This is a genomic window from Enterobacter mori (genome assembly GCF_025244905.1).
Taxonomy (GTDB): domain Bacteria; phylum Pseudomonadota; class Gammaproteobacteria; order Enterobacterales; family Enterobacteriaceae; genus Enterobacter; species Enterobacter mori_A.
Genome location: NZ_CP104285.1, coordinates 3,391,175 through 3,413,505 on the forward strand (window position 1 = coordinate 3,391,175; position 22,331 = coordinate 3,413,505).

Consider the following 22,331-nt stretch of genomic DNA (forward strand, 5'->3'; position numbering starts at 1 on the left):
TGTCTCAGGCGTCTGCCTGAGACGCCTCCTCTTCAGGCAAGGATTCAAGAGCAACCGGCTTGCCGATCAGATAACCCTGTACATAATCGATACCTAGCGCGTATACCGCGCTACGTATCTCTTCAGTTTCCACATACTCCGCCGCCACCAGCATGTTCTTCATTCGCGCCAGATGGCAAATCGACGCCACTATCTGATAATCCAGACTGTTGTTGACGATGTTGCGAATAAAGCTGCCGTCGATTTTGAGGATGTCGGCGTCCACGCTTTTCAGCCGCGCATAGCTCGCGTAGCCAGTACCAAAATCATCAATCGCAATGCGCACCCCCATTTTTTGCAGCTGCCGGAGGATATGTAGCGCCTGCTCCGCATTGCAGAAGGTGCTGCACTCCGTGACTTCAAAAATTAGCTGCCACGGCTCAATGGCGTATTTCGCCAGCAGGCGACTCACCTCGATCGGGAACTGTACCCGACACACCGTTGGAGGAGCCAGATTAATGGCAAAACGCTGGCCGGGCAGCCTTTCGCGATGCGCGGCCAGGAAGCGCAACGTATGCTCAAGCACCCACAGGTCCACCCGCGAAGAGAGCCCAAACTCCTGGGCGACGGGCAGGAATTGATCAGGCGAGATCAATACACCGTTTGCGTCTGCCATCCGCAGTAAGACTTCATGATAGCTATCACCACGCAGGCCGCGGACAGGCTGAGCGAGCAGCGTGAATGCGTCGTTATCGAGCGCCTTTTGCAGGCGGCTCATCATCGCGACTTTATCCTTCAGGCTGCGCTGCAGATGGACGGCACCACGCTGCTGAAGGTTTTCCGGATGGTTAGAGGAAAGCGACAGATCGGCCACCACACCCAGCTCACCCAGCACCAGATAGAGATGGTTAACCGGTGAGCGGACATAGCAGTAACTGACGCCCACCTGAGGCTGCAAGGGCATGCCGTCCCAGAGAAAGCGGAACTGCTTGATATGTTCATCCAGAGTATCAATACGCTGCTGATGCGACTCGGCGTTGAGCCTCACCGCCAGGTCGCAACCGGTCAGATGATAGACCCGCTCATTGTGCTGAAGTGTGCCATTAATCCAGTGCGCCAGCTGCTGCTTGTACTGAATGCGCAGTAGTACACCGTAGTTGCGCCCCAGCACTTCCAGCTCAGGGATACGCAGCAAGCACAGCGCAGACCAGGGGTTTTTAGCAAGCTCGCGCGACAGCGCGCGCAGGTTGGGCATGTGCACCACAGGGTCGAGCAGCGCCAGCCTGCGGGATCGCGTATTCACGGCACGCTGGCATGTCGCCAGCATCGACATATAAATCACCACAAACGAAAAGACCAGATAGCTGGATGAGGTAATGGCCAGCTGAATGTCATAGGCCTGGTGCAGCGGAATGTAGCGGTAGAAAAAGTGAATCGACACCAGCAGCACCGGCGTCCAGATTATCGACATCAGCTTATAGCCAAAACGCATTGCTCCCCAGAGCATCACGGGCATCAGTAACGATAAGGTGTAGTTAGTGCTGAAAATTGAGCTGTTTTCATTCATCGGCAGCAGCAGCAGCGAAAGCAGCCCAACCAGTGCGATAGTCCAAATCAACAGCTCAAGGACCGTCACTTTTTTGTCAATCTGGACGCGGATTTGGGACATAAGCCCGTTAAAGTAGCGAGGATGGCGTATCAGGCGAATGAGCAGATAGCTCAGCGGAACGCCGGTCAGTCCGCTGACCAGCAGCGCCTGATAGTTAATGAGCGTTCGAATGTTAAGGGGGTTTAATCCCGCGAGGCTCTGACGGCTCTCATAAATGCCAAGATAAACCGCAAACTGAAACAGCAGCAAAAACAGTGTTGCCGGACAGAAAACCTGCCAGAAAATGCGCTGCGACATCAGCCGTATATCCCCATAGGCCGTCATATTGCGTCGTGGGGCAAACACGCGGTAACCGCCCCAGCTGAGCACCAAAGGGATGATAAAATGGAATATCCCAGCGACCGTTTCAAACATCCCAACAGACGCGTAGTAACGGAAAAACAGCGCCAACACGATCCCGGGAAGGGCTTCCAGACCAAAAAACATCATCAGTGAAAGCAGGAAAAAGAGAGGCAGATAGTAAAGTGTCACAATACCGTCGCCCAGTTGCGCGAAGGTATTTACCATACTGCAAACAGGCAACAGCGTGATGGGTAATATAAACGGCAGAGCCCACCAGCGATCTTTATTTTTTTTCAGGAAAGGGAGAATTTTCATAGATGCCCGTTTAAAACCCTTTCGCTCCAGAGGGTATAAGAAGACAGGCATCCAACCTGACATACTCGTCGTCCGGCAATGTACGGAACGGACGCAGTGGAGGAGGGATTTTAATTATCGGCGCAGGGAAACCGTTGACATAAATCAAACTAATATATTCAAATAAATCTTTCTCAGATTTTTTGAGACTCTTTTTCCTGAACTTATCAATACGATAAATAGATATATTATTTTTAATAACATGAGTTAATGTAAACATTGACGGTTATTTACATATCGCAGAATTGACCCTTTCTTCCCGCTGTGCCTTAATATCCGCATCGCCCGGAAGGGTATACCCAGGAAAAACACAGTGAGTCAGGCCACGCGTATGCACAAACGACACCGATTTAACACCCGGATGACCCGCATCATACTGCTCATCAGCTTCCTGTTTTTCTTTGGCCGCTTTGTTTACTCCTCCATCGGCGCCTGGTATCACCACCAGGACAAAATCCAGTCGCAGCAATCCAGCCTGACCGTCGAAACGCCCGAACGCTAGCGTTCCGGATGCTGTTGTAGGATCCGAATAATGCCTGAAATTCCTTTGCTAAGGATCTTATCCTGACGCATCACCACAGCCAGCTGCCGTTGCAGTACGGGCGAAAGAGAACTGACGCATAATCCTTCACGGTCTGCCCTCTGCTCCACCGCCATTTTCGGCACGATGCTGTAGCCAAGCCCCGAACGCACCATCCGTTTGATAGCCTCAATGCTGCCGAGTTGCATAGCCGGTGCAATCGTTAAACCACTTGCCTCAAACCAGCCGTCAATCAATGCCCGGGTTCCGCTGCCCGACTCAAAGGCAATCAGCGGTTGCGTATGGAGTGCATCAGGCCTTAAGTCTGTAAACATCGCCTGCTGCTCCAGCGACGCGATAAACACGAATTCTTCGTCCATCACTGGCATCACGTCCAGCGCCCTCCCGCTGACGGGCAGCGTCACCAGTCCCATATCGAGTCGGTTTTCTTCAATGGCGCGAACAATATCGAGCGTATTGCCCGTCGTCACGCCTACGCGTAAAAGCGGATAGTCACTGCGCAGTTGCTGCAGCAATGGCGGCAGAAGATGAATACAGGCGGTCGCGCCCGTGCCAAGCGTAATGGTACCGCTGACATCGTGATTGAACGCGCTAACGGAACGAAGGGTTTCATCGACGGCCTGTTCGATGCGCTCACCGTGTATCAGCAAGGCTTGCCCGGCAGCCGTTGCTTTAATCCCCCGCCCGGTACGCTCCACCAGACGCGTTTGCAGAAACTGCTCCAGCTGGCGTATTTGCAGACTGACGGCGGGCTGGGAAATACCCAGCACATCCGCCGCCGCTGAAAAGCTGCCGCGCTGGATCACCAGACGGAATGTCGCGAGATAGCCCAGATTAAGCGTCGTCATTCAAAGTTTCTCTTATACCGCGCATAAGGTTTCTGACCTGCCAGCACAATACCGCGCTCGCTATGCTCTGGACAACTGCATAACGGAATGAAAGACAATGGAAACACCTGCCCTGCCTCGCCACCTCGCCCTCACTGCCGGGTGCAATCAGCTCATCAACTGGGGGATCTCGTTTTATATGCCCGGCACTTTTGCGCTGGCGATTTCAGCCGACCGGGGTTGGTCGTCACCGCAGATTTACCTTGGCCTGACGCTGGCGATGCTGGTGATGGCGGCGGTTTCGCCGTTTGTCGCCCGCCTGCTGGCGCGCTTTGGCGGCCAAAAGACGGTGATGAGCGGCACGCTGCTGATTGCCGCTAGCTGCGCAGGGATGGCGTATACCCAGACGCTGTCTGGCTGGTACTGCGCCTGGCTACTGTGCGGCGTCGGGATGCGCCTGTCGCTGTACGATGCGCTGTTCGCCGCGCTGGTGAATCTCTACGGACAGCAGGCGCGAAGAACGATCTCACGCGTCACGCTGGCGGGCGGGCTGGCTTCCGCCGTCTTCTGGCCGCTGGGCGATGGTCTGCTTAAGGTTATGAGCTGGCAGGAGGCGCTACACGTCTATGCTCTCTTCGGCCTGCTGAGCGCGATGCTGATTCGAACGCTTCCCCACCAGCGGTTGACGGTAACCGCGAAAACCGCCGCGCCGCCTCAACGCAATGAACGACATAACGGCTGGCTTTATGCCGCCTTCATTGCCCTCATCACCTTTGTCTCGAACGGCACCTCCACCCATCTGCCGGAGTTTATCGCCAGCTTCGGCCTGCCGGTCGCCATCGGCATGCTGTGGGGGATCGGCCAGACGGCTGCTCGCTCGCTGGAGGTCATGGCGGGTGCCCGCTTAACCCCCGTCAAACTCACGCTTTTCACCGCGCTCGCCATGCCGCTCTGCTTTCTGGTTGGGCTAAGCAGTTCCCAGTTTGTCTGGTGCGCAGCCGGGTTTGTGCTGGGTTACGGCGCCATCAACGGGCTGGTCACCATCGTGAAAGCCACGCTGCCGCTGGAACTGTTCAGCACCGAAAGCTATGCCCGCCGCACCGGCATGCTGCTTATCCCCGGCCAGCTGACGGCGGCAGCCTCACCGTTTGCCTATGCGTGGCTGAATAAAACGCTGGGGATCGCAGGCGCAATGTGGGTATCAACGGGGCTGACGCTGTTGATTGCCGGGCTGGCGATAGCGATTGTGCGCCGTCCCGGCAGGCAAAGTGTATCGCACTGTATCCAGAGCACCACGCTGACAAACGGGTACAAAACGTCGCCTCCGGCAAATATCTCCGATACATAAAAATGGTTTTCTTTCCCTGTCGCCATTCATAACCGGAGGAAAGACCGATGATTCGTCGTTATGCACTTATACCCTTGCTTGTCCTGGCATCTGTAGCACATGCCGAGGCCGCACCGCTGGACAATCTTAGCGCCGCCGATGTCAACGGCCCCGCCGCCGTTGCCCCACTGGAACACCCGCAACCGCCCGCAAAATTGATCGTCGATCCCCCGCTTGCCGGGCCGCTGAGCAAAGGCGCGGTGTTTATCCAGTACCGTGCCGAAAACCTGCGCATCGAGCCGGTATTCGGGCCCGACGCGCTCAAGGTCACCCCGCACATCGGGCACATTCACGTGGTGGTGGATGACGCACCGTGGCACTGGGCGGACGCCAGCGGCGAGCCTGTGATCCTGGTGGGGCTGCCCGCCGGTAAGCACAAGGTGACGATTATTCTGGCCGACCCGACGCATAAGCCGCTCGACCACAAAACCCTTGAATTCACCGTACCGCCCCACGCGGCGGTCCACCATTTTTAAGGAGTCTGAAGATGAAAGCACTGTCTGTACTGACGGCAGGCCTGCTGGCGCTTTCCGCCAGCGCCTTCGCACAGAGTAAAACCAGCGTTGTGCTGGTGCACGGCGCGTTTGCCGACGGCAGCAGCTGGAATAAGGTGATTACCCTGTTGCAGAAACAGCACGCCGAGGTCATTGCCGTCCAGCTCCCGCTCACGTCGCTCAACGATGACGTTGCGGCCACAAAGCGGGCCATCGCCCGCGCGCAGGGGGACGTGGTGCTGGTGGGTCACTCCTGGGGCGGCACCGTGATTAGCGAGGCGGGCAACGATGCGCGGGTGAAATCGCTGGTGTATGTGGCGGCGTTCGCGCCGGATTCCGGCCAGTCGACGGCAGATCTGGCAGGAAGCTACCCTGCACCGCCGGGCAGCGCGGACATTGCTAAAACGGCGGACGGCTATTTATACCTGCCAACTGACGCCGTCAGGAAGGATTTCGCGCCGGATGTGAAGCCTGATGAACAAACCACAATCGCGGCCACGCAGGGGCCAATTAAGGCCGATGCGTTTGGTGAAAAGGTGACCCACGCGGCGTGGCATGATAAACCGAGCTGGTTTGTGGTCAGCAACAATGACCGAATGATCAACCCCGATCTTGAACGGGCGATGGCAAAGACGATCCATGCGAAAACCGCCGAGGTGACGGCAAGCCACGTGTCGATGGTAAGCCAGCCGGAGGCTATCGCCCGCACGATTGAGCAGGCCTGGCGGATGCGGTGAGCGCAATTTTTGCCCGGCGGCGCTGCGCTTGCACGGGCCTACGGTTTCGTAGGTCGGGTAAGCGCAGCGCCACCCGACAAAAAAAGCCGTTTCGTAGGCCGGGTAAGCGCAGCGCACCCGGCAAAAAAAGCCGTTTCGTAGGCCGGGTAAGCGCAGCGCCACCCGGCAACAAAGGCTGCTTCAGTCCCTGCTAGCGCCGGGATAATCCCGATTAATCCACGCGTGGTCCTCTTCCCAGGTGAACATCCATTTGCGCACCGGCCCGGCCATCACGTTGAGGTAATAGCTGTCATACCCTGCCATTGTCGCCACCGGATGGTAGCCCTTCGGCACCATGACCACGTCACGGTTATAGACCGCCATACACTCATCCAGCGTTCTGTCGTCGGTGTAGACGCGCTGCATGCAGAACCCCTGTTCCGGGTTGAGGCGATGGTAGTAGGTCTCCTCCAGATACGTCTCCTGCGGCGGGTTATCCGTGTCGTGCTTGTGGCTCGGATACGAGCTGGTGCAGCCCTCGTTGGTCCACACCTCCACCACCAGCAGGCTGTCGGCAGGCTTATCTTCCGGCAAAATATTATGCACGTAGCGCTGGTTGTGACCTTTGCCGCGCGCTTCGCCGGCGATATCCTGCGGCGCAATCAGTCGCGTCGGATACGTGCCTTTGCCGGGGGCGGCGCAGACCGCCAGTTCCAGCCTCGTCAGGGCCTTCACCTGCACCGTCTCCTGCGGAGTGACGTACACCGCCCAGGGCTTAATGCGCTCGAACGGGCTCATCCGCTCGCCGATGTCGTTAAACCGCGCGGAAGGCGTGCTGATGGAGGCGCGTCCGGCGACCAGCACCAGGCAGCGCTCTTCGCTGACGGCGGGCAGCGTCAGCGTCTGCCCCTCCTGCAGCTCATACGCCTCGAAGCCGACATAGCCCCACCCTGCGCTTTCCGGCGTGACGGACTGGGTGCGCCCCTCCGCGTTCGGCTGTTGCCAGCGTGATAACAGACGTGACATGTCCCCTCCTCAAATCAGTCCGGCATCGCGCGCCAGGCGGCTCAGGTTGTTATACCCCAGACGGGCGTAGGTCAGCGGATGGGCAATCGCCGGATCCTGCTCCGCCTCCACCACCAGCCAGCCGTGATAGTCCTGCGCTTTCAGCAGCCGCATAATCGGCGGGTAATCGACGCTGCCATCGCCCGGCACGGTAAACACGCCGCTCAGCACCGCATCGAGGAAGCTGGTTTTGCGGTTTTTCACGTCCGCCAGCACGTCGGCACGCACGTCTTTGCAGTGAACATGGTTGATGCGCGACGCCCAGCGCTGCGCCACCGCCAGCGGATCGGCTCCGGCAAAGGTCAGATGACCGGTATCCAGCAGCAGTCCAACCTCTTCGCCGGTGTGGGTCATCAGGTTGTCCACGTCCTCGGCAGATTCAATCACCGTGCCCATATGGTGATGGTAGGCAATCTGCACGCCCTGCTGCTGGGTGTAGCGGGCAAATTCGGTGAGCTTCTCGCCATACTCCTTCCAGCGCGCCTGCGGGAAGCGCGGGCGCAGATGCACCGGGGTCTGCTGCTCGCCGTGAATGCAGCCGCTCACTTCCGCAAAGACCAGCACCTTCGCTCCCAGCTCGCGCAGCAGCGTCAGGTGGGACTGCACGGCGGCAATCTCCTCCTCCACGCTGCGTTCCAGCAGGCGACCGGAGTACCAGCCGGAGACCAGCTGTAGGTCGTGGCGCTGCAGGATGGGGCCAAGCAGGCGCGCTTCGCGTGGGAATTTATTGCCCAATTCGAAACCGGCAAAACCGGCCTCTTTACCTTCGCTCAGACAGGTCTCCAGCGACGTCTCCGCGCCAAGAGAAGGCAGATCGTCGTTCGTCCACGTCAGCGGGTTAATGCCTAATTGCACACTCATTGTCGTCTCCATTATGCGTGTCCGCGCTCGCGCCACCAGGCGATAAGCTGCAGGTAGTTGTCCCGGATGCGCGCCACCAGCTGCGCATCGTCAATATCGTGCTTCAGCCACGCGCGAGAGGCATCGCCAAACAGCGTGCGCCCCACGGCAAAGCCTTTCACTACCGTCTGCCCCGCTGCGGCTCTGAAGTCGGCGCGCAGCTGTTCCGCCGGGGCGTCCAGGCCGAGGATCACCACCCCGCGGCAGTGCGGATCGCGGCGTTCGATGATCTCGCTCAGCGCCATCCAGCCTTCAGCGGAGAGCGGCGGCAGTTTCCACCAGTCGGGGTAAATGCCGAGGTTGTAGAAGCGGGAGATGGCGCGCAGGTAGAGCTCGTCGCTGCGCGGCATGGTCGCGGGCAATATCACCTCCAGCAGCAGCTCGTGCCCGGACTGGCAGCACGCGTGGTACACCTCGGCAATTTTCTGCTCCTGCTCCAGGCGCAGGCCGTGGGCATCTTCCGGGTGGAAAAAGACCAGGCACTTCACCACGTGCTCCTGCGGCCAGCTGATAAGCTGGGTGCCGATGTTGCCATGCTCCATCTCCAGCGGACGCGAGCCCGGCAGCTCGATGGGGCGCCCAATCCACCACCCTTCCCCGGTGATCGCGTTCAGCGCATCCTGACCAAAGGTGCCGTCGCACAGCAGACCTGCTTTGCCCTCCAGCCCGGCGCGGCTCGCCGCCTCGCGGCTGGCCTGCAGGATCAGCTGCTTCAGCGCCGGAATGCGCTTAAGCGACGCGCCGCACTGCATCGCCATATCCTCAAGCTGGCTGCGGTGGTCGAAGGCCATCACGCACAGCTCCGGCCATTCGCGGCGGCGAGTGGTCACCCGGTGGAGATGGTTAAGATGCGGGTCAAGATCCGGGCGCGGCACATTCTCGGCGCGGGAGAGATAGTCATCCAGCTCGATTTTGCTCGGCATCGCCGGGGCGCAGCCGTGGCGCGAGACCACCAGCGCGCCGCAGGCGTTAGCGTAGCGGCACGCCTGCTCCCAGCCTTCGTCGTTCAGGTAGCCGCGCAGCAGGCCGGACATAAACGCGTCCCCCGCCCCGAGGACGTTCAGCACCTCCACGCGCACGCCGGTCACCGTCAGGCCGTCGTCCAGCCGGGGCGGAATGGCGTCGGTATAGACCGAGCAGCCGAGCGCGCCGCGCTTGCAGACCAGCGTTGCTTCACTGACGGCGCGCACCTGCCCCAGCGCCTGCAGGGTATCCGTGCTGCCGCCCGCAATGTGAAACTCCTCTTCGGTACCGACAATGACGTCAAAGAGGTGCAGCACCTCCTGCAGCTCGCGGGTGACCTTATCGGCGGCGATAAAGCGCGTTTCGCCGTCGCCTAAAGCGGTCAGCCCCCACAGCACCGGACGATAATCGATGTCCAGCACCGTACGAACGCCATGGCGGCGAGCAGAGCCCAGCGCCGTCAGCACCGCGTCGCGGGTCTGAGGATGAGAAAGGTGAGTCCCGGTGATGGCAAGACACCGTGCGGAGGCAATGTAGCTTTCGTCCACATCGCTGGCGGTAATCGCCATGTCCGCGCAGTTATCGCGATAAAAAATCAGAGGAAAGGTGTCCCGGTCTTTAATGCCGAGTAGCACCAGCGCCGTGAGGCGGTCTTTATCAGTAATCAGATGGCTGGTATCGCAGCCCACCTGGTTAAGCTCTTCCCGCAGGAAGCGGCCCATATGTTCATCGCCGACGCGCGCCAGCATCGACGAGCGCAGGCCCTGGCGCGCGGTGCCGTACGCCACGTTGCCGGACGAGCCGCCGAGGTATTTGGCGAAGCTCGACGCATCTTCCAGACGGGCGCCAATCTGCTGGCTGTAGAGGTCTACCGCCACGCGGCCCATGCATATCACATCAAACTGCTTTTCCACGTTGAACCCTCTTCAGACAATGTCGTTCACGTTCAGCCAGCGGCCTTCCCGGTGCGAGAGTGCAATCGCGTCCAGCACGCGAGACACCTTCCAGCCCTCTTCGAAGTCCGGCCACATCGGCGCGTCGGCGGCAATCCCGTCCACCAGGTCGCGCACCTCCACCGTTTTTTGATCGTTAAAGCCAATCCCGTGGCCCGCCCCCATGCAGAACGCGCCGTAGTCCGGGTGCGCCGGGCCAACGAGCAGCGTGCGGAACCCCTGACGGTTCACCGGATCGTCATGCAGATAGAGCTTCAGCTCCGCCATGCGCTCCTGGGTGAAGCTGATGGCGCCTTTCGTTCCGGTAATGACGTACGAAAGCCCCATCTTGCGGCCGCAGGCGACGCGGGAGGTTTCAATCACACCCTGCGCCCCGCCCGCGAAGCGCACCATCGCGTGGGCCTGATCCTCGTTTTCGACGGCAATCATCTCTGACGATCCGGCCTTCGCCGGGCGTTCCGGGACCACGATCTTCAGATCGCCGCAGACCTGCTCAATCTCCCCCACCAGGTACTGCGCCATATTGACGATGTGCGCCGCGAGATCCCCCAGCGCCCCCAGCCCGGCGGTCTCTTTAAAGCAGTGCCAGTGAATGGGCGACAGCGGGTCGGCCATATAGTCTTCGTTGTGGGTGCCGTAGAAGTGGATCACCTCACCAATCTCGCCGCGCGCGATAATCTCCTTCGCCAGCTGCGCCGTCGGGTTCTTCATGTAGTTGAACCCCACCAGCGTTTTCACCCCTGCCCGCTTCGCGGCGTCGACCATCTGGCGTGCATCGTGGGCGTTAAGCGCCAGCGGCTTCTCCGAGTAAACGTGCTTGCCGTGGCGGATCGCCTCCAGCGCCATCTCTTTATGCAGATGGTTGGGTGAACAAATATCCACCACGTCAATGGCCGGGTCGGCCACCAGCGCCCGCCAGTCCCCGGTGGAGCGGTTGAAGCCAAACGCCTGCGCGCGCTCTGCCGCCAGCTCCGGCGTGACTTCCGCCACCATCTCGCGCACCAGCCTGCCGCGCAGGTTGAACACCGTCGGGGCCTGGGCATAGGCGATAGCGTGTGCCTTGCCGATATACCCGGTGCCAATTAATCCAATACGAACCTCTTTCATTGCGATCCTCACAGTGCGCCGCGACGGCTCTTGGCATAGGTATCGAATGCCACCGCCAGAACGATAATTAATCCGGTGATAATCTGCTGGTAGTAGGCCGAGACGTTCATTAACACCAGGCCGTTAATCAGAATCCCCATGATGATGGAGCCGATAATGGTGCCGCCGATGCGCCCGTAGCCGCCCATCAGCGAGGTGCCGCCGATCACCACCGAGGCAATGACGCGCAGCTCAAAGGAGATCCCGGCCACCGCCTCGGCGCTTCCCAAACGCGCGCTCAGGATGAAGCCCGCCAGCCCGGCCAGACAGCCGATCAGCACGTAGACGCTGACCAGCACGCGCTTCACGTTCACCCCCGCCAGGCGTGCCGCCTCCGGGTTGCCGCCGATGGCGTAGACGAAGCGGCCCCAGCGGGTTTTATGCAGCGCCAGATAGCCGCCGACGGCGACGATGGCGAAGATCCAGATAGGAATAGAGATGCCGAGCAGCTCCCCGCGTCCCCACCAGCGGTAGCCAGGGTCGAAACCGGCAATCGGCGCACCGTCGTTGATCACCAGCGTCAGGCCGCGCCAGATGGTCATGCCGCCGAGGGTGACAATAAACGGCGGCAGGCGCAGGCGGGTGACGCCCAGGCCGTGCAGGAAGCCAATCGCCGTGCCCATGGCCAGACAAATCCCCAGCCCGATCAGCCAGCTCATGCCGCCCCAGGCGTTCGGGTCGACGGTGGTAAAGTTGTCGCCTTTGATCACGTACGCCGCGGTCATGGCGCACACCGCCAGAATGGAGCCCACGGAGAGGTCGATCCCGGCGGTCAGAATAACGAAGGTCATCCCCACGGCCATGATCCCGTAGATGGACACTTCGGTCAGGATGTTGAAAATATTGCGTTCAGAGAAAAAGTTGCTGTTCTGCGACTGGAAGAAGATCAGCAGCAGGATCATGAAAATCAGCACCCCGAAGCGCTCGAAGAAGGCGATGGGATCGATGCGACCGGCGCGTTTGACCGGGACCTGCGTTTTAGAAATCATCTGCGTCATGAGAAACTCCGTTATGCCGCGTTCAGGGCGTTGTGGTTGATGGCCATCATCGTCATCAGCCGTTCTTCGTTAGCGTCGTCACCGTGGATCTCGCCGGTCACCCGACCTTCGCTGAGGGTGATGATCCGGTCAGACACCGCCATCACTTCAGGCAGATCGGAGGAGATCACGATCACCGCCACGCCCTTTTTCGCCATATCAAACAGCACCTGGTGCACTTCCGATTTGGTCCCCACGTCGATACCGCGCGTCGGCTCATCGACGATAAGCACCCGCGGGTTGAGCGCCATGCAGCGCGCGAGGATCACTTTTTGCTGGTTACCGCCTGAGAGTTTGCGCACCTCCTGCGCGCTGTTGACCATTTTGATCTGCAGCGCCTGGCGGTAGGACTCAATCAGATCGTCCTCTTTGCGGGTGTTCACGAACCAGCGCCACTGCAGCAGCGAGGAGAGGCAGGAGAGCGACAGGTTGTCGCGAATCGACAGCCCCAGCACCGCCCCCTCTTTTTTGCGGTCTTCCGGCACCAGCGCCACGCCGTGGTCGAGGGCATAAAGCGGGTCACGCGGCTGGTACGGCACGCCGTCCAGCTCAAAGCTCCCCGAGGTAAACGCGTCTGCACCAAACAGGCAGCGGGCCACTTCGGTACGTCCCGCGCCCACCAGCCCGGCAATGCCTAAGACTTCCCCGGCGTGGACGTGGAAGCTGATGTCGTGCAGGGCGATGCCGTGCGGATCCAGCGGCGGCTTTTCGCGGCTCAGCCCCTTCACCGCCAGGCGGACGGGTTTGTCTTCATGATGCGTTTCGCTGGCAGGGCGGCGATTAAAGGCCACGTCGCGTCCGACCATCAGGCGGATCAGCTGCTCTACGTTGGTCTCCACCACCGCGCCGGTGCCGGTGAAGCGGCCGTCCTGAAAAACGGTGAAGCGGTCACAGAGCTGGAAAACTTCGTGCAGCCGGTGGGTAACGTAAATAATGCTCACGCCGCGGTTTTTAAGCTCCCGCACCACGCGGTGCAGGCTTTCCACCTCGCTGTCGCTCAGCGCGGCGGACGGTTCGTCCATAATGATTAGCCTGGCGTTGAGGGTCAGCGCCCGGGCGATCTCCACCATCTGCTGCTGGGCCACGCTCAGACGGGCGACCGGCGTGGTCGGCGCAACGTTCAGCTGCAGGTAATCGAGAATGACCTGCGCCTCCTGGTTTACCGCCTTTTCATCGACGATCAGGCTACGTTTACGCGGCTCGCGTCCGAGAAACATGTTTTCCGCAACGGTCATGTTGGGCAGCAGGTTGAATTCCTGATAGATAGTGATAATGCCCTTGTTCTGGCGCTCCACCGGGGAGTCATCCACCGGCAGCGTTTCGCCGTTGAACCAGATATCCCCGCGCGTTTGCGGCTGCGCGCCCGCGAGCGCCTTCAGCAAGGTGGATTTCCCCGCACCGTTTTCCCCCAGCAGGGCGTGAATTTCTCCGCTGCCGACGGTCAGTTGAGCGCTGCTCAGCGCCCAGACGCCGGAAAAGCTTTTTGCCAGGTCGGTCACTTTCAGTAAGGGTTGCAACATCAGTCTGCTCCTCCTCATGATGAGCCGCCAAAGGCGGCTCGGGACATATTAATTACCGGCCTCACCGATACGCTCAGCCTGCTGCAGGTTCTCTTTGGTGATCAGGGTCGGCGGGTAGTCGGCCCCGGTGATGGCTTTTTTCTCGCGCACGTTGGCCACCAGCTGGCTCATCGCCGTCTTCACCGCAAAGCCCGGACGCTGATCCGCCGTTACCGCCAGCCAGCCGTCGCGCACGCGGGCCAGCGCTTCCGGCACCGCATCAAACCCGGTCACGAGGATTTCGCCCGGCTTCACGCCCTGGCTCTGCAGCGCTTCAATCGCGCCCAGCGCCATATCGTCGTTGGCGGAGAGGATCACCTGCGGGCGTTTCGGCAGCGAAGGCAGCACGCTTTCAACGATGCGCATCCCTTCCGAACGCATCCAGTTGCCGGTCTGATCGGCGACAATCTTGTACTTATCCCCGCCCGCCTTCAGGCTATCGCGGATCCCTTTGGTGCGTTCGATGTTAGAGGAGGAGCCCGGCTGGCCGGTCAGCAGAATGATTTCCGCACCGTCGGGAAATTTGGTTTTGACGAAGTCGCCAATTGCCTGGCCGCCTTTGTAGTTGTTGGCGCCAAAGTGCGGCACCTTCTTCTGGCTGTCGACGGAGCGGTCAAGGGTGACGATCGGCAGCTTCGCATCCTGAATTTCATCCACCGCGCTTGAGACCGCGTTCACGTCGTTCGGGGAGACGATAAAGCCCTGCGCCCCGCGGGTGATGGCGTTTTCCAGGTCAGCCACCTGTTTTGGTGAGCTGCCCTGCCCGTCCAGCACCTGAAGCTTCACGCCCATCTCTTTTGCGGCTTTCACCGCCGTACGCTGCATGTGAACTTCAAACGGCATGGCCAGATTTGGCGTACTGAAAACAATTTGCTCGTTTTCGGCGAGGGCGGCCCCGGACGTCATGGCGATGAGGGCGGCTACGATCAGTTTTTTCATTATTATGTCTCTCTGTGTAGGGTTGTGGTGTTTAGAGGACGATCTCACGCTGGCTACGCAGTGACTCCAGCGCTTTATCCGCAAGGTACAGCGCACGTTCACCATCATCGCCGCTGCAGTCAGGCACCGCTTCGCCGCGCAGGACCGCAACAAAGTGTTCCCATTCCGCGGCGTAAGCGGATTTGTAGCGCTGCAGGAAGAAGTGTTCCGGCAGCGCGCTGGTGCAGCCCTGTTTGCCGTAGTGCTGCACCTGGTTTTCCAGAATATTGCCCGCGCACAGCAGCCCTTCGGAGCCGTGCAGCTCCAGGCGCTGGTCGTAGCCGTAAGATGAACGGCGGCTGTTAACGATGGTCGCCATCGCGCCGGAGGCGTATTTCAGAACGATAAACGCGGTGTCGATATCCCCCGCCTCGCCAATCGCCGGATCCACCAGGTTACTGCCCTGGGCATACACCGACACCGGCTCTTCGCCCATGATGAAACGGGCCATGTCAAAGTCATGAATGGTCATATCGCGGAACATGCCGCCGGAGACGCGCACGTACTCAGCAGGCGGCGGTGACGGGTCGCGGGAGATGATCAGCAGCGATTCCGGTTTGCCGATGCGCCCGGCCTGCGCGTCGGTTTTCACGCGGCGGAACTGCGGGTCGAAGCGGCGGTTAAAGCCGATGAACAGCGGCACGTCGTACTCTTTGACCACCTTCAGGCAGTCGCGCACGCGGGCGAGGTCAAGGTGTACCGGCTTTTCGCAGAAGATGGCCTTACCGTGGCGGGCGGCCATTTCAATCAGGTCCGCGTGGGTATCGGTGGCGGAGGCGATCAGCACGGCATGAACGTTAGGGTCGGTCATCGCCTCAATCAGGTTCTGCTGGCGGGCCTGATACTGCGTGGCGAGACGGGTGGCAAATTCCTGATTCGGGTCAACCACGGACCAGAGCGTGGTCGCGCCGTGGCTGGCGATGTTAGCTGCATGTACCTGGCCAATTCGGCCAGCGCCCAGTAAAGCAATGTTAAACATAACGGCTCCCGGTGTTGGTGAATGCTGTGAACTAACGACTCTATAAATAAAACATTTATTTCATTTTTATAAATAGTGAAAATTATGTTTTTGAGTGTGGGTTAACACTTTTGAGATGAATGAGATAAATTTTGTTATCAATCTCACAACATCGCGGGAGATGTGCCCCTCACCCTAACCCTCTCCCCAAAGGGGAGAGGGGACGGTACGGCGCGGTCTTTTCTCCCTCTCCCCTTTGGGGAGAGGGCTGGGGTGAGAGGAAAAATAAAAATGAAATGAAAATTTCGTAACGGCGGAAAAACTTAATACTGACGGGCTTTTTTCACCTGCGCCTGCGTTTGCTCCGCGGCCTCACGCACGGCAGACGACTTCGCCACCTGCGCATCACCGGTTCGCCACCACGAGGCATAGTCGTGGGTCATGGTCTTCGGCAGCACCTTGATGTCCAGCAGCGTCGGGCCCGGATGCGCGCGTGACGCCTCCAGCGCCGCCAGCAGGCTTTGCTCATCGTTCACCCGCCACGCGCGGCAGCCATAGCTTTCCGCGTTTTGCGCGAAGTCGACCTTCACCAGCGGCCCGTCAAGCCGCCCGCTTTCCGGGTTGCGATGGCGGTTTTCCGTGCCAAAGCTGCCCATGCCGTGCCCCATCTGCAGGTTGTTAATGCAGCCGAAGCTGGCGTTATCAAACAGCAGAACGGTGACTTTAATGCCCTCCTGAACGGCGGTTTGCAGCTCGGAGTGCAGCATCATGTAGGAGCCATCCCCCACCATGGCGTACACCGGCAGTTCGGGTCTGGCGAGCTTCACGCCGATGGCTGCCGCAATCTCGTAGCCCATGCAGGAGTAGCCGTACTCCAGGTGATAGCTGTCCGGCGTTTTGACCTGCCAGAGACGCTGTAAATCGCCCGGCAGCGAACCAGCCGCACCCACCACGACGGCGTTATCTTCAATATGCTGGTTGATCAGCCCCAGCACCCGCGTCTGGGTCAGGCGGGTGTTGAGCGTCTCGCCGTACTCCGCCAGCTGCGCATCCAGGTGCCCCGCCACTTCAGGCGCGTCGTCAGGACGCCACTGGCGATCCCAGAGGCGGCGGCACTCGTCGCGCCAGGCGGATTTGACTTCGGCGATCGCCTCTCCCCAGCCGCTGCGATACTCGCCAAGCGCGTGGGTCAATGCCTGGAGCCCGGTTTGAGCGTCGGCAATCAGCGCCGTGGCGTCCAGCTTCAGGGCGTCAAACTCGGCCACGTTCAGCAGCAGGAATTCGACGTCCGGATGGGAAAAGAGCGCCTTGGAGCCGGTGGTAAAGTCGGTCAGGCGCGTGCCGATGCCAATCACCAGATCAGCCTGCGGGGCGAGCTGGTTGGCCGCCATCCCGCCCGTCACGCCTACGCCACCGAGGTTAAGTGGGTGGTCACTTACCAACGCCCCCTTTCCGGCCTGGGTTTCGGCAAACGGCAGCTGCAGCGTCTCGACGAATTCGCGAAACGCCTTATGCGCGCCGGAGTAGCGCACGCCGCCGCCGCACACCACCAGCGGGCGACGCTTGCGGGCAATCAGCGCCCGCGCCTGCGCCAGGCGCTGCGGGTCAGGCGGACGGCGCTCGATGTGGTGTACGCGACGCGCGAAGAAGCTTAGCGGGTAATCCCAGGCTTCCCCCTGCACGTCCTGCGGCAGGCAAATCGTCACCGCACCGGTATCTGCCGGGTCAGTAAGCGTTCGCATCGCGCTTAACATGGCGCTCATGAGTTGCTCCGGGCGGTTGATGCGGTCCCAGTAGCGGGAGACCGGACGGAAGCAGTCGTTAGTGCTGATGCTGAGATCGTGATACTGCTCGATCTGCTGTAGCACCGGGTCCGGCTGGCGGCTGGCGTAGATATCGCCCGGCAATAGTAAAAGCGGGATGCGGTTCGCCGTGGCGGTGGCCGCCGCCGTGACCATATTGGCGGCCCCCGGCCCGACGGAGGAGGTGACGGCAAAGATGCGCTGACGGCGGTGCTGTTTGGCGAATCCCGTCGCCATGTGGGCGATGCCCTGCTCGTTGCAGCCCTGCATCACCTGCAGATGGCCGGGGTCCTGCTCCAGCGCCTGGCCGATACCCAGCACGTTGCCGTGCCCAAAGATGGTGGCCACGCCCTCCACGAAAGGCGCTTCGTGGCCATCCACGCTGACGTACTGTTGATTAAGGAACCGGACCAGCGCCTGGGCCATGGTCATACGTTCGGTTTGCATAACGCCTCCTGTCAGCCCAGCGTCGGCATGGAGAACGCAGCGCCTGTCTCCTGCTGCATTTCCGGCCAGCGCGCGGTGATGGTTTTCATTCGGGTGTAGAAACGCACGCCGTCGCTGCCGTGGACGTTGAGCGCGCCGAAGATGGAGCGCTTCCAGCCACCGAAACTGTGGAATGCCATCGGCACCGGGATCGGCACGTTGACCCCCACCATGCCCGCCTGCACCTCTTCGCAGAAGCGGCGCGCGCAGCCGCCGTCGCGGGTGAAGATCGCCGAGCCATTACCATATTCATGGCGGTTAATCAGATCCACCGCGCTGGCGTAATCTGCTACGCGCACCACAGAAAGCACCGGGCCAAAAATCTCTTCTTTATAGATGGTCATCTCCGGGGTGACGTTATCGAACAGCGTCGGCCCGACAAAATAGCCCTGCTCGTGGCCCTTCACGCTGAAGCTGCGGCCGTCCACGCGAAGTTTCGCTCCCTGCGTTTCCCCACTCTCGATGTAGCCCAGCACCTTGCTGCGGTGCGCGGAGGAGATGAGCGGCCCCATTTCGTTTTCCGGCGTCTGGTCGAGACCCGGCCCAACGCGCAGCGCGGAAATCTGTTTTTCCAGCCGGGCGCAGAGGTCATCGGCGGTGTTATCCCCCACCGCCAGCACTACCGAGAGCGCCATGCAGCGCTCACCCGCCGCGCCGTAGGCCGCGCCCATGATGGCGTTGGTCGCCATCTCCATGTCGGCATCCGGCATTAAAATGCAGTGATTTTTCGCGCCGCCCAGCGCCTGACAGCGCTTCCCGTGGGCGGACGCGGTCTGGTAAATGTATTCGGCAATCGGCGTGGAGCCGACAAAGCTCACCGCCTGCACGCGCGGGTCGGTCAGGAGGACGTCAACGGACTCTTTATCCCCCTGCACCACGTTGAAGACGCCGTCCGGCAGGCCAGCCTCTTTCAGCAATTGCGCCAGCGCGAGCGCCAGAGAAGGATCTTTTTCCGACGGTTTCAGCACGAAGGTATTGCCGGTCGCCAGCGCAATCGGGAACATCCACATCGGCACCATCGCCGGGAAGTTAAACGGCGTGATCCCGACGCAGACCCCAAGCGGCTGCATCAGCGAGTGGCTGTCCACGCCGGTACCGACGTTCGCCGAGTGTTCGCCCTTTTGCAGATGCGGAATACCGCAGGCAAACTCCACCACTTCCAGGCCGCGGGTCAGTTCGCCCACCGCGTCGGAGAAGACCTTGCCGTGCTCTTCGCTGATGAGGCGGGCCAGGCGCTCCATGTTCTCCTCCAGCAGCGCCTTAAAGCGGAACATCACGCGCGCGCGCTTAAGCGGAGCATGACGCGCCCACGCCGGAAACGCCTGCTGCGCGGCGGCGATCGCCTGCTCCGTTTCCTGTGCCGTACTCATCACCACCTGGCGTATCTGCTCGCCGGTGGCCGGGTTGAAGATCGCCTGAACGCGCTGGCCTGAACCGGTGACACATTCGCCGTGAATAAAATTCGCTACCGTCTCCATCCTTAACCTCTCGCTGTTGATACGTGACTGTGACCTGAACACTGTGTACTGGACACTATATATGAAACAAATATTCCATTTTAAGTTGAAATAAAATAAATGATGATTATTGTGATCAAGGATGGATTTTTATGTTAACAGCCAGCACCACTGACGCCGCATGCGCTATTAAGGGATTTCGGGCGAGGAAATGACTGAATTTTCTGTTTCATTTTTGCTGCCAGATGGATGGCCGACATTTAAAAGACGCGGTTTTGCGTTTAGAATCATCAGACTGTATTTGGGGGATAAGATGACGACAGCAACCAGCCTGAACGAACTGCAGCAGCAAATCCGCGATCGCTACGATAGCCTGAGCAAGAGGCTGCAGCAGGTCTCCCGCTACGTGCTGGATAACACCAACAGCGTGGCCTTCGATACGGTTGCCGTCATTGCCGAGCGCGCCGACGTGCCGCCCTCGACGCTGATCCGCTTTGCCAACGCCTTTGACTTCACCGGCTTCAACGAAATGAAACAGCTGTTTCGCATGAACCTGGTGGAGGAGACCGCCAGCTACAGTGACCGCGCCCGGCTGTTCCGCGAAATGGAGAGCGAGGCCGTGCCGGAAACGCCGCTCGATATTCTACAGGAATTCGCCCGTTCAAACGCCCAGGCGCTGCAGCAGCTGGCCGCCCGCGCCGAACCGGAAATGCTGGAGCGCGCGGTACAGCTGCTGGCAGATGCCGACACCATATACATCGCCGGACTGCGTCGTTCCTTTAGCGTCGCGGCCTACCTCACCTACGCCCTGAGCCACCTGGAGTGTCGCCCTATCCTGCTCGACGGCATGGGCGGGATGCTGCGCGAGCAGATCAGCCGCATTAAGGCGCGCGACATCGTAGTGTCGATCAGCTTCTCGCCGTACGCGGAAGAGACGGTGATGGTCAGCGAAACTGCCGCCAGCGTCGGCGCGCGACAGATTGTGATTACGGACAGCCAGATAAGCCCGCTGGCAACATTCAGCGATCTCTGCTTTGTGGTGAAAGAGGCGCAGGTGGATGCGTTCCGGTCTCAGTCGGCAACGCTGTGCCTGGTGCAGTCGCTGGTGGTGGCGCTGGCGTATCGGTTGGGTGAGGGGAAGTAAGGAAATAAAAACCCCCCTGCACAGGCAGAGGGGTTTGGGGTTAATTCAGCGGGAAATTACTCCCACTCAATCGTAGCCGGTGGCTTACCGCTGATGTCATACACCACGCGGGAAATACCGTTCACTTCGTTGATGATGCGGTTAGACACGCGGCCTAAGAAGTCATACGGCAGGTGCGCCCAGTGCGCGGTCATGAAGTCGATGGTTTCCACCGCACGCAGGGAGACAACCCAGTCGTACTTGCGGCCATCGCCCATGACGCCGACGGAGCGAACCGGCAGGAACACGGTGAACGCCTGGCTGACCTTGTTGTACAGGTCAGCTTTGTGCAGCTCTTCAATGAAGATAGCGTCCGCGCGACGCAGCAGGTCGCAGTACTCTTTCTTCACTTCGCCCAGCACGCGCACGCCCAGACCCGGACCCGGGAACGGGTGACGGTAGAGCATGTCGTACGGCAGACCCAGTTCCAGACCGATCTTACGCACTTCGTCTTTGAACAGTTCGCGCAGCGGTTCAACCAGGCCCATCTTCATCTCTTTCGGCAGGCCGCCCACGTTGTGGTGAGATTTGATGACGTGTGCTTTACCGGTTGCGGAAGCCGCAGACTCGATCACGTCAGGGTAGATGGTGCCCTGCGCTAGCCACTTTACGTCTTCCAGCTTCAGCGCTTCTTCGTCGAACACTTCCACAAACACGCGGCCGATGATCTTACGTTTCGCTTCCGGATCGTTCTCGCCTTTCAGCGCGTCCAGGAAGCGCTGCTCGCCTTCCACGTGAACGATGTTCAGACCGAAGTGGTCGCCGAACATGTCCATAACCTGCTGGGCTTCGTTCAAACGCAGCAGACCGTTGTCCACGAACACGCAGGTCAGGTTTTTGCCGATGGCGCGGTGCAGCAGCATCGCGGTCACGGAGGAGTCCACGCCGCCGGAGAGGCCGAGGATCACCTTGTCATTGCCAACCTGCTGGCGAATACGCTCAACGGCGTCGTCGATGATTTTTGCCGGAGTCCACAGAGCTTCACACTGGCAGATGTCACGCACGAAGCGCTCCAGCATGCGCATACCCTGACGGGTGTGGGTCACTTCCGGGTGGAACTGCACGCCGTAGAAGCGTTTTTCTTCGTTCGCCATGATGGCGAACGGGCAGCTTTCGGTGCTGGCAACGGTCACGAAGTCAGACGGGATGGCGGTAACTTTGTCGCCGTGGCTCATCCACACGTCCAGCAGCGGCTTGCCGTCTGCGGTCAGGGAGTCTTCGATACCGCGCACCAGCGCGCTCTCGGTCACAACTTCTACCTGTGCGTAGCCAAACTCGCGCTCGTTGGAGCCTTCTACGTGGCCGCCCAGCTGCATTGCCATGGTCTGCATACCGTAGCACACGCCGAATACCGGCACGCCAGCTTCGAACACGTACTGCGGCGCGCGCGGGCTGTTCTCTTCGGTAGTGCTTTCCGGGCCGCCGGACAGGATGATGCCGCTTGGATTGAATTCGCGAATCTGTGCTTCCGTGACATCCCACGCCCACAGCTCACAGTAAACGCCCAGTTCACGTACGCGACGCGCCACCAGCTGAGTGTACTGAGAACCGAAGTCCAGGATGAGAATGCGATGTTTATGAATGTTTTCCGTCAT

The 22,331-nt window shown here is 60.1% G+C and carries 18 protein-coding genes; 5 read left to right on the forward strand and 13 right to left on the reverse strand.

Annotated features, from left to right (window positions below; genetic code table 11):
- Window positions 1-4: 4 nt before the first annotated feature.
- A complete protein-coding gene (locus tag N2K86_RS15970) occupies window positions 5-2,245 on the reverse strand; it encodes a sensor domain-containing phosphodiesterase (protein ID WP_260659253.1) in 2,241 nt (746 codons plus the stop codon).
- 352 nt (window positions 2,246-2,597) lie between these two features.
- Between N2K86_RS15970 and N2K86_RS15975 the strand changes: the two genes are divergently transcribed.
- A complete protein-coding gene (locus N2K86_RS15975) occupies window positions 2,598-2,786 on the forward strand; it encodes a YfgG family protein (protein WP_260659254.1) in 189 nt (62 codons plus the stop codon).
- Here N2K86_RS15975 and N2K86_RS15980 read toward each other — a convergent pair.
- On the reverse strand, window positions 2,783-3,673 hold the full coding sequence (locus tag N2K86_RS15980; RefSeq protein WP_260659255.1) for a LysR family transcriptional regulator: 891 nt from the start codon (window positions 3,671-3,673) through the stop codon (window positions 2,783-2,785). The genes N2K86_RS15975 and N2K86_RS15980 overlap by 4 nt on opposite strands.
- Before the next feature lie 97 nt (window positions 3,674-3,770).
- Between N2K86_RS15980 and N2K86_RS15985 the strand changes: the two genes are divergently transcribed.
- Genes N2K86_RS15985 through N2K86_RS15995 form a run of 3 tightly spaced genes read left to right on the forward strand, consistent with a single transcriptional unit; the run spans window position 3,771 to window position 6,270 of the window.
- The gene (locus tag N2K86_RS15985; protein ID WP_260659256.1) at window positions 3,771-5,000 is read left to right on the forward strand and encodes an MFS transporter; all 1,230 of its coding nucleotides are present in this window, start codon (window positions 3,771-3,773) and stop codon (window positions 4,998-5,000) included.
- A gap of 47 nt (window positions 5,001-5,047) precedes the next feature.
- Window positions 5,048-5,515: a DUF6130 family protein gene (locus tag N2K86_RS15990; RefSeq protein WP_260659257.1), complete on the forward strand. Its 468-nt coding sequence runs from the start codon at window positions 5,048-5,050 to the stop codon at window positions 5,513-5,515.
- An 11-nt stretch (window positions 5,516-5,526) separates the two neighbouring features.
- Window positions 5,527-6,270 carry an alpha/beta fold hydrolase gene (locus N2K86_RS15995; RefSeq protein ID WP_260659258.1) on the forward strand — a complete coding sequence of 248 codons (744 nt, stop codon included), beginning with the start codon at window positions 5,527-5,529 and terminating at the stop codon, window positions 6,268-6,270.
- Between the two features lie 180 nt (window positions 6,271-6,450).
- On the opposite strand, the gene iolB is transcribed toward N2K86_RS15995, so the two are convergent.
- The 10 genes from iolB to N2K86_RS16045 form a co-directional block, all read right to left on the reverse strand.
- On the reverse strand, window positions 6,451-7,275 hold the full coding sequence (iolB, locus tag N2K86_RS16000; protein WP_260659259.1) for a 5-deoxy-glucuronate isomerase: 825 nt from the start codon (window positions 7,273-7,275) through the stop codon (window positions 6,451-6,453).
- A 9-nt stretch (window positions 7,276-7,284) separates the two neighbouring features.
- On the reverse strand, window positions 7,285-8,175 hold the full coding sequence (gene iolE / locus N2K86_RS16005; RefSeq protein ID WP_260659260.1) for a myo-inosose-2 dehydratase: 891 nt from the start codon (window positions 8,173-8,175) through the stop codon (window positions 7,285-7,287).
- Window positions 8,176-8,186: 11 nt separating this feature from the next.
- Window positions 8,187-10,091, reverse strand: coding sequence for a bifunctional 5-dehydro-2-deoxygluconokinase/5-dehydro-2-deoxyphosphogluconate aldolase (locus N2K86_RS16010; protein WP_260659261.1), 1,905 nt, complete (start codon window positions 10,089-10,091; stop codon window positions 8,187-8,189).
- A 12-nt stretch (window positions 10,092-10,103) separates the two neighbouring features.
- Window positions 10,104-11,237: a Gfo/Idh/MocA family protein gene (locus N2K86_RS16015; RefSeq protein ID WP_260659262.1), complete on the reverse strand. Its 1,134-nt coding sequence runs from the start codon at window positions 11,235-11,237 to the stop codon at window positions 10,104-10,106.
- 8 nt (window positions 11,238-11,245) lie between these two features.
- Window positions 11,246-12,274, reverse strand: a complete 1,029-nt coding sequence (locus tag N2K86_RS16020; protein WP_260659263.1) for an ABC transporter permease — start codon at window positions 12,272-12,274, stop codon at window positions 11,246-11,248.
- Between the two features lie 11 nt (window positions 12,275-12,285).
- Window positions 12,286-13,833 (reverse strand): sugar ABC transporter ATP-binding protein, encoded by a 1,548-nt coding sequence (locus N2K86_RS16025; RefSeq protein ID WP_260659264.1) that lies wholly within the window; start codon window positions 13,831-13,833, stop codon window positions 12,286-12,288.
- Between the two features lie 48 nt (window positions 13,834-13,881).
- Window positions 13,882-14,811, reverse strand: coding sequence for a substrate-binding domain-containing protein (locus N2K86_RS16030; RefSeq protein WP_260659265.1), 930 nt, complete (start codon window positions 14,809-14,811; stop codon window positions 13,882-13,884).
- A gap of 31 nt (window positions 14,812-14,842) precedes the next feature.
- The gene (gene iolG / locus N2K86_RS16035; RefSeq protein ID WP_260659266.1) at window positions 14,843-15,829 is read right to left on the reverse strand and encodes an inositol 2-dehydrogenase; all 987 of its coding nucleotides are present in this window, start codon (window positions 15,827-15,829) and stop codon (window positions 14,843-14,845) included.
- A 302-nt stretch (window positions 15,830-16,131) separates the two neighbouring features.
- Window positions 16,132-18,057, reverse strand: coding sequence for a 3D-(3,5/4)-trihydroxycyclohexane-1,2-dione acylhydrolase (decyclizing) (gene iolD / locus N2K86_RS16040; RefSeq protein WP_260659267.1), 1,926 nt, complete (start codon window positions 18,055-18,057; stop codon window positions 16,132-16,134).
- A gap of 11 nt (window positions 18,058-18,068) precedes the next feature.
- A complete protein-coding gene (locus N2K86_RS16045; RefSeq protein ID WP_260659268.1) occupies window positions 18,069-19,574 on the reverse strand; it encodes a CoA-acylating methylmalonate-semialdehyde dehydrogenase in 1,506 nt (501 codons plus the stop codon).
- A gap of 292 nt (window positions 19,575-19,866) precedes the next feature.
- On the opposite strand from N2K86_RS16045, the gene N2K86_RS16050 reads away from it, so the two are divergent.
- Window positions 19,867-20,697 (forward strand): MurR/RpiR family transcriptional regulator, encoded by an 831-nt coding sequence (locus N2K86_RS16050; protein ID WP_008502123.1) that lies wholly within the window; start codon window positions 19,867-19,869, stop codon window positions 20,695-20,697.
- A 56-nt stretch (window positions 20,698-20,753) separates the two neighbouring features.
- Here N2K86_RS16050 and guaA read toward each other — a convergent pair whose 3' ends face one another.
- Window positions 20,754-22,331: a glutamine-hydrolyzing GMP synthase gene (gene guaA, locus N2K86_RS16055; RefSeq protein ID WP_260659269.1), complete on the reverse strand. Its 1,578-nt coding sequence runs from the start codon at window positions 22,329-22,331 to the stop codon at window positions 20,754-20,756.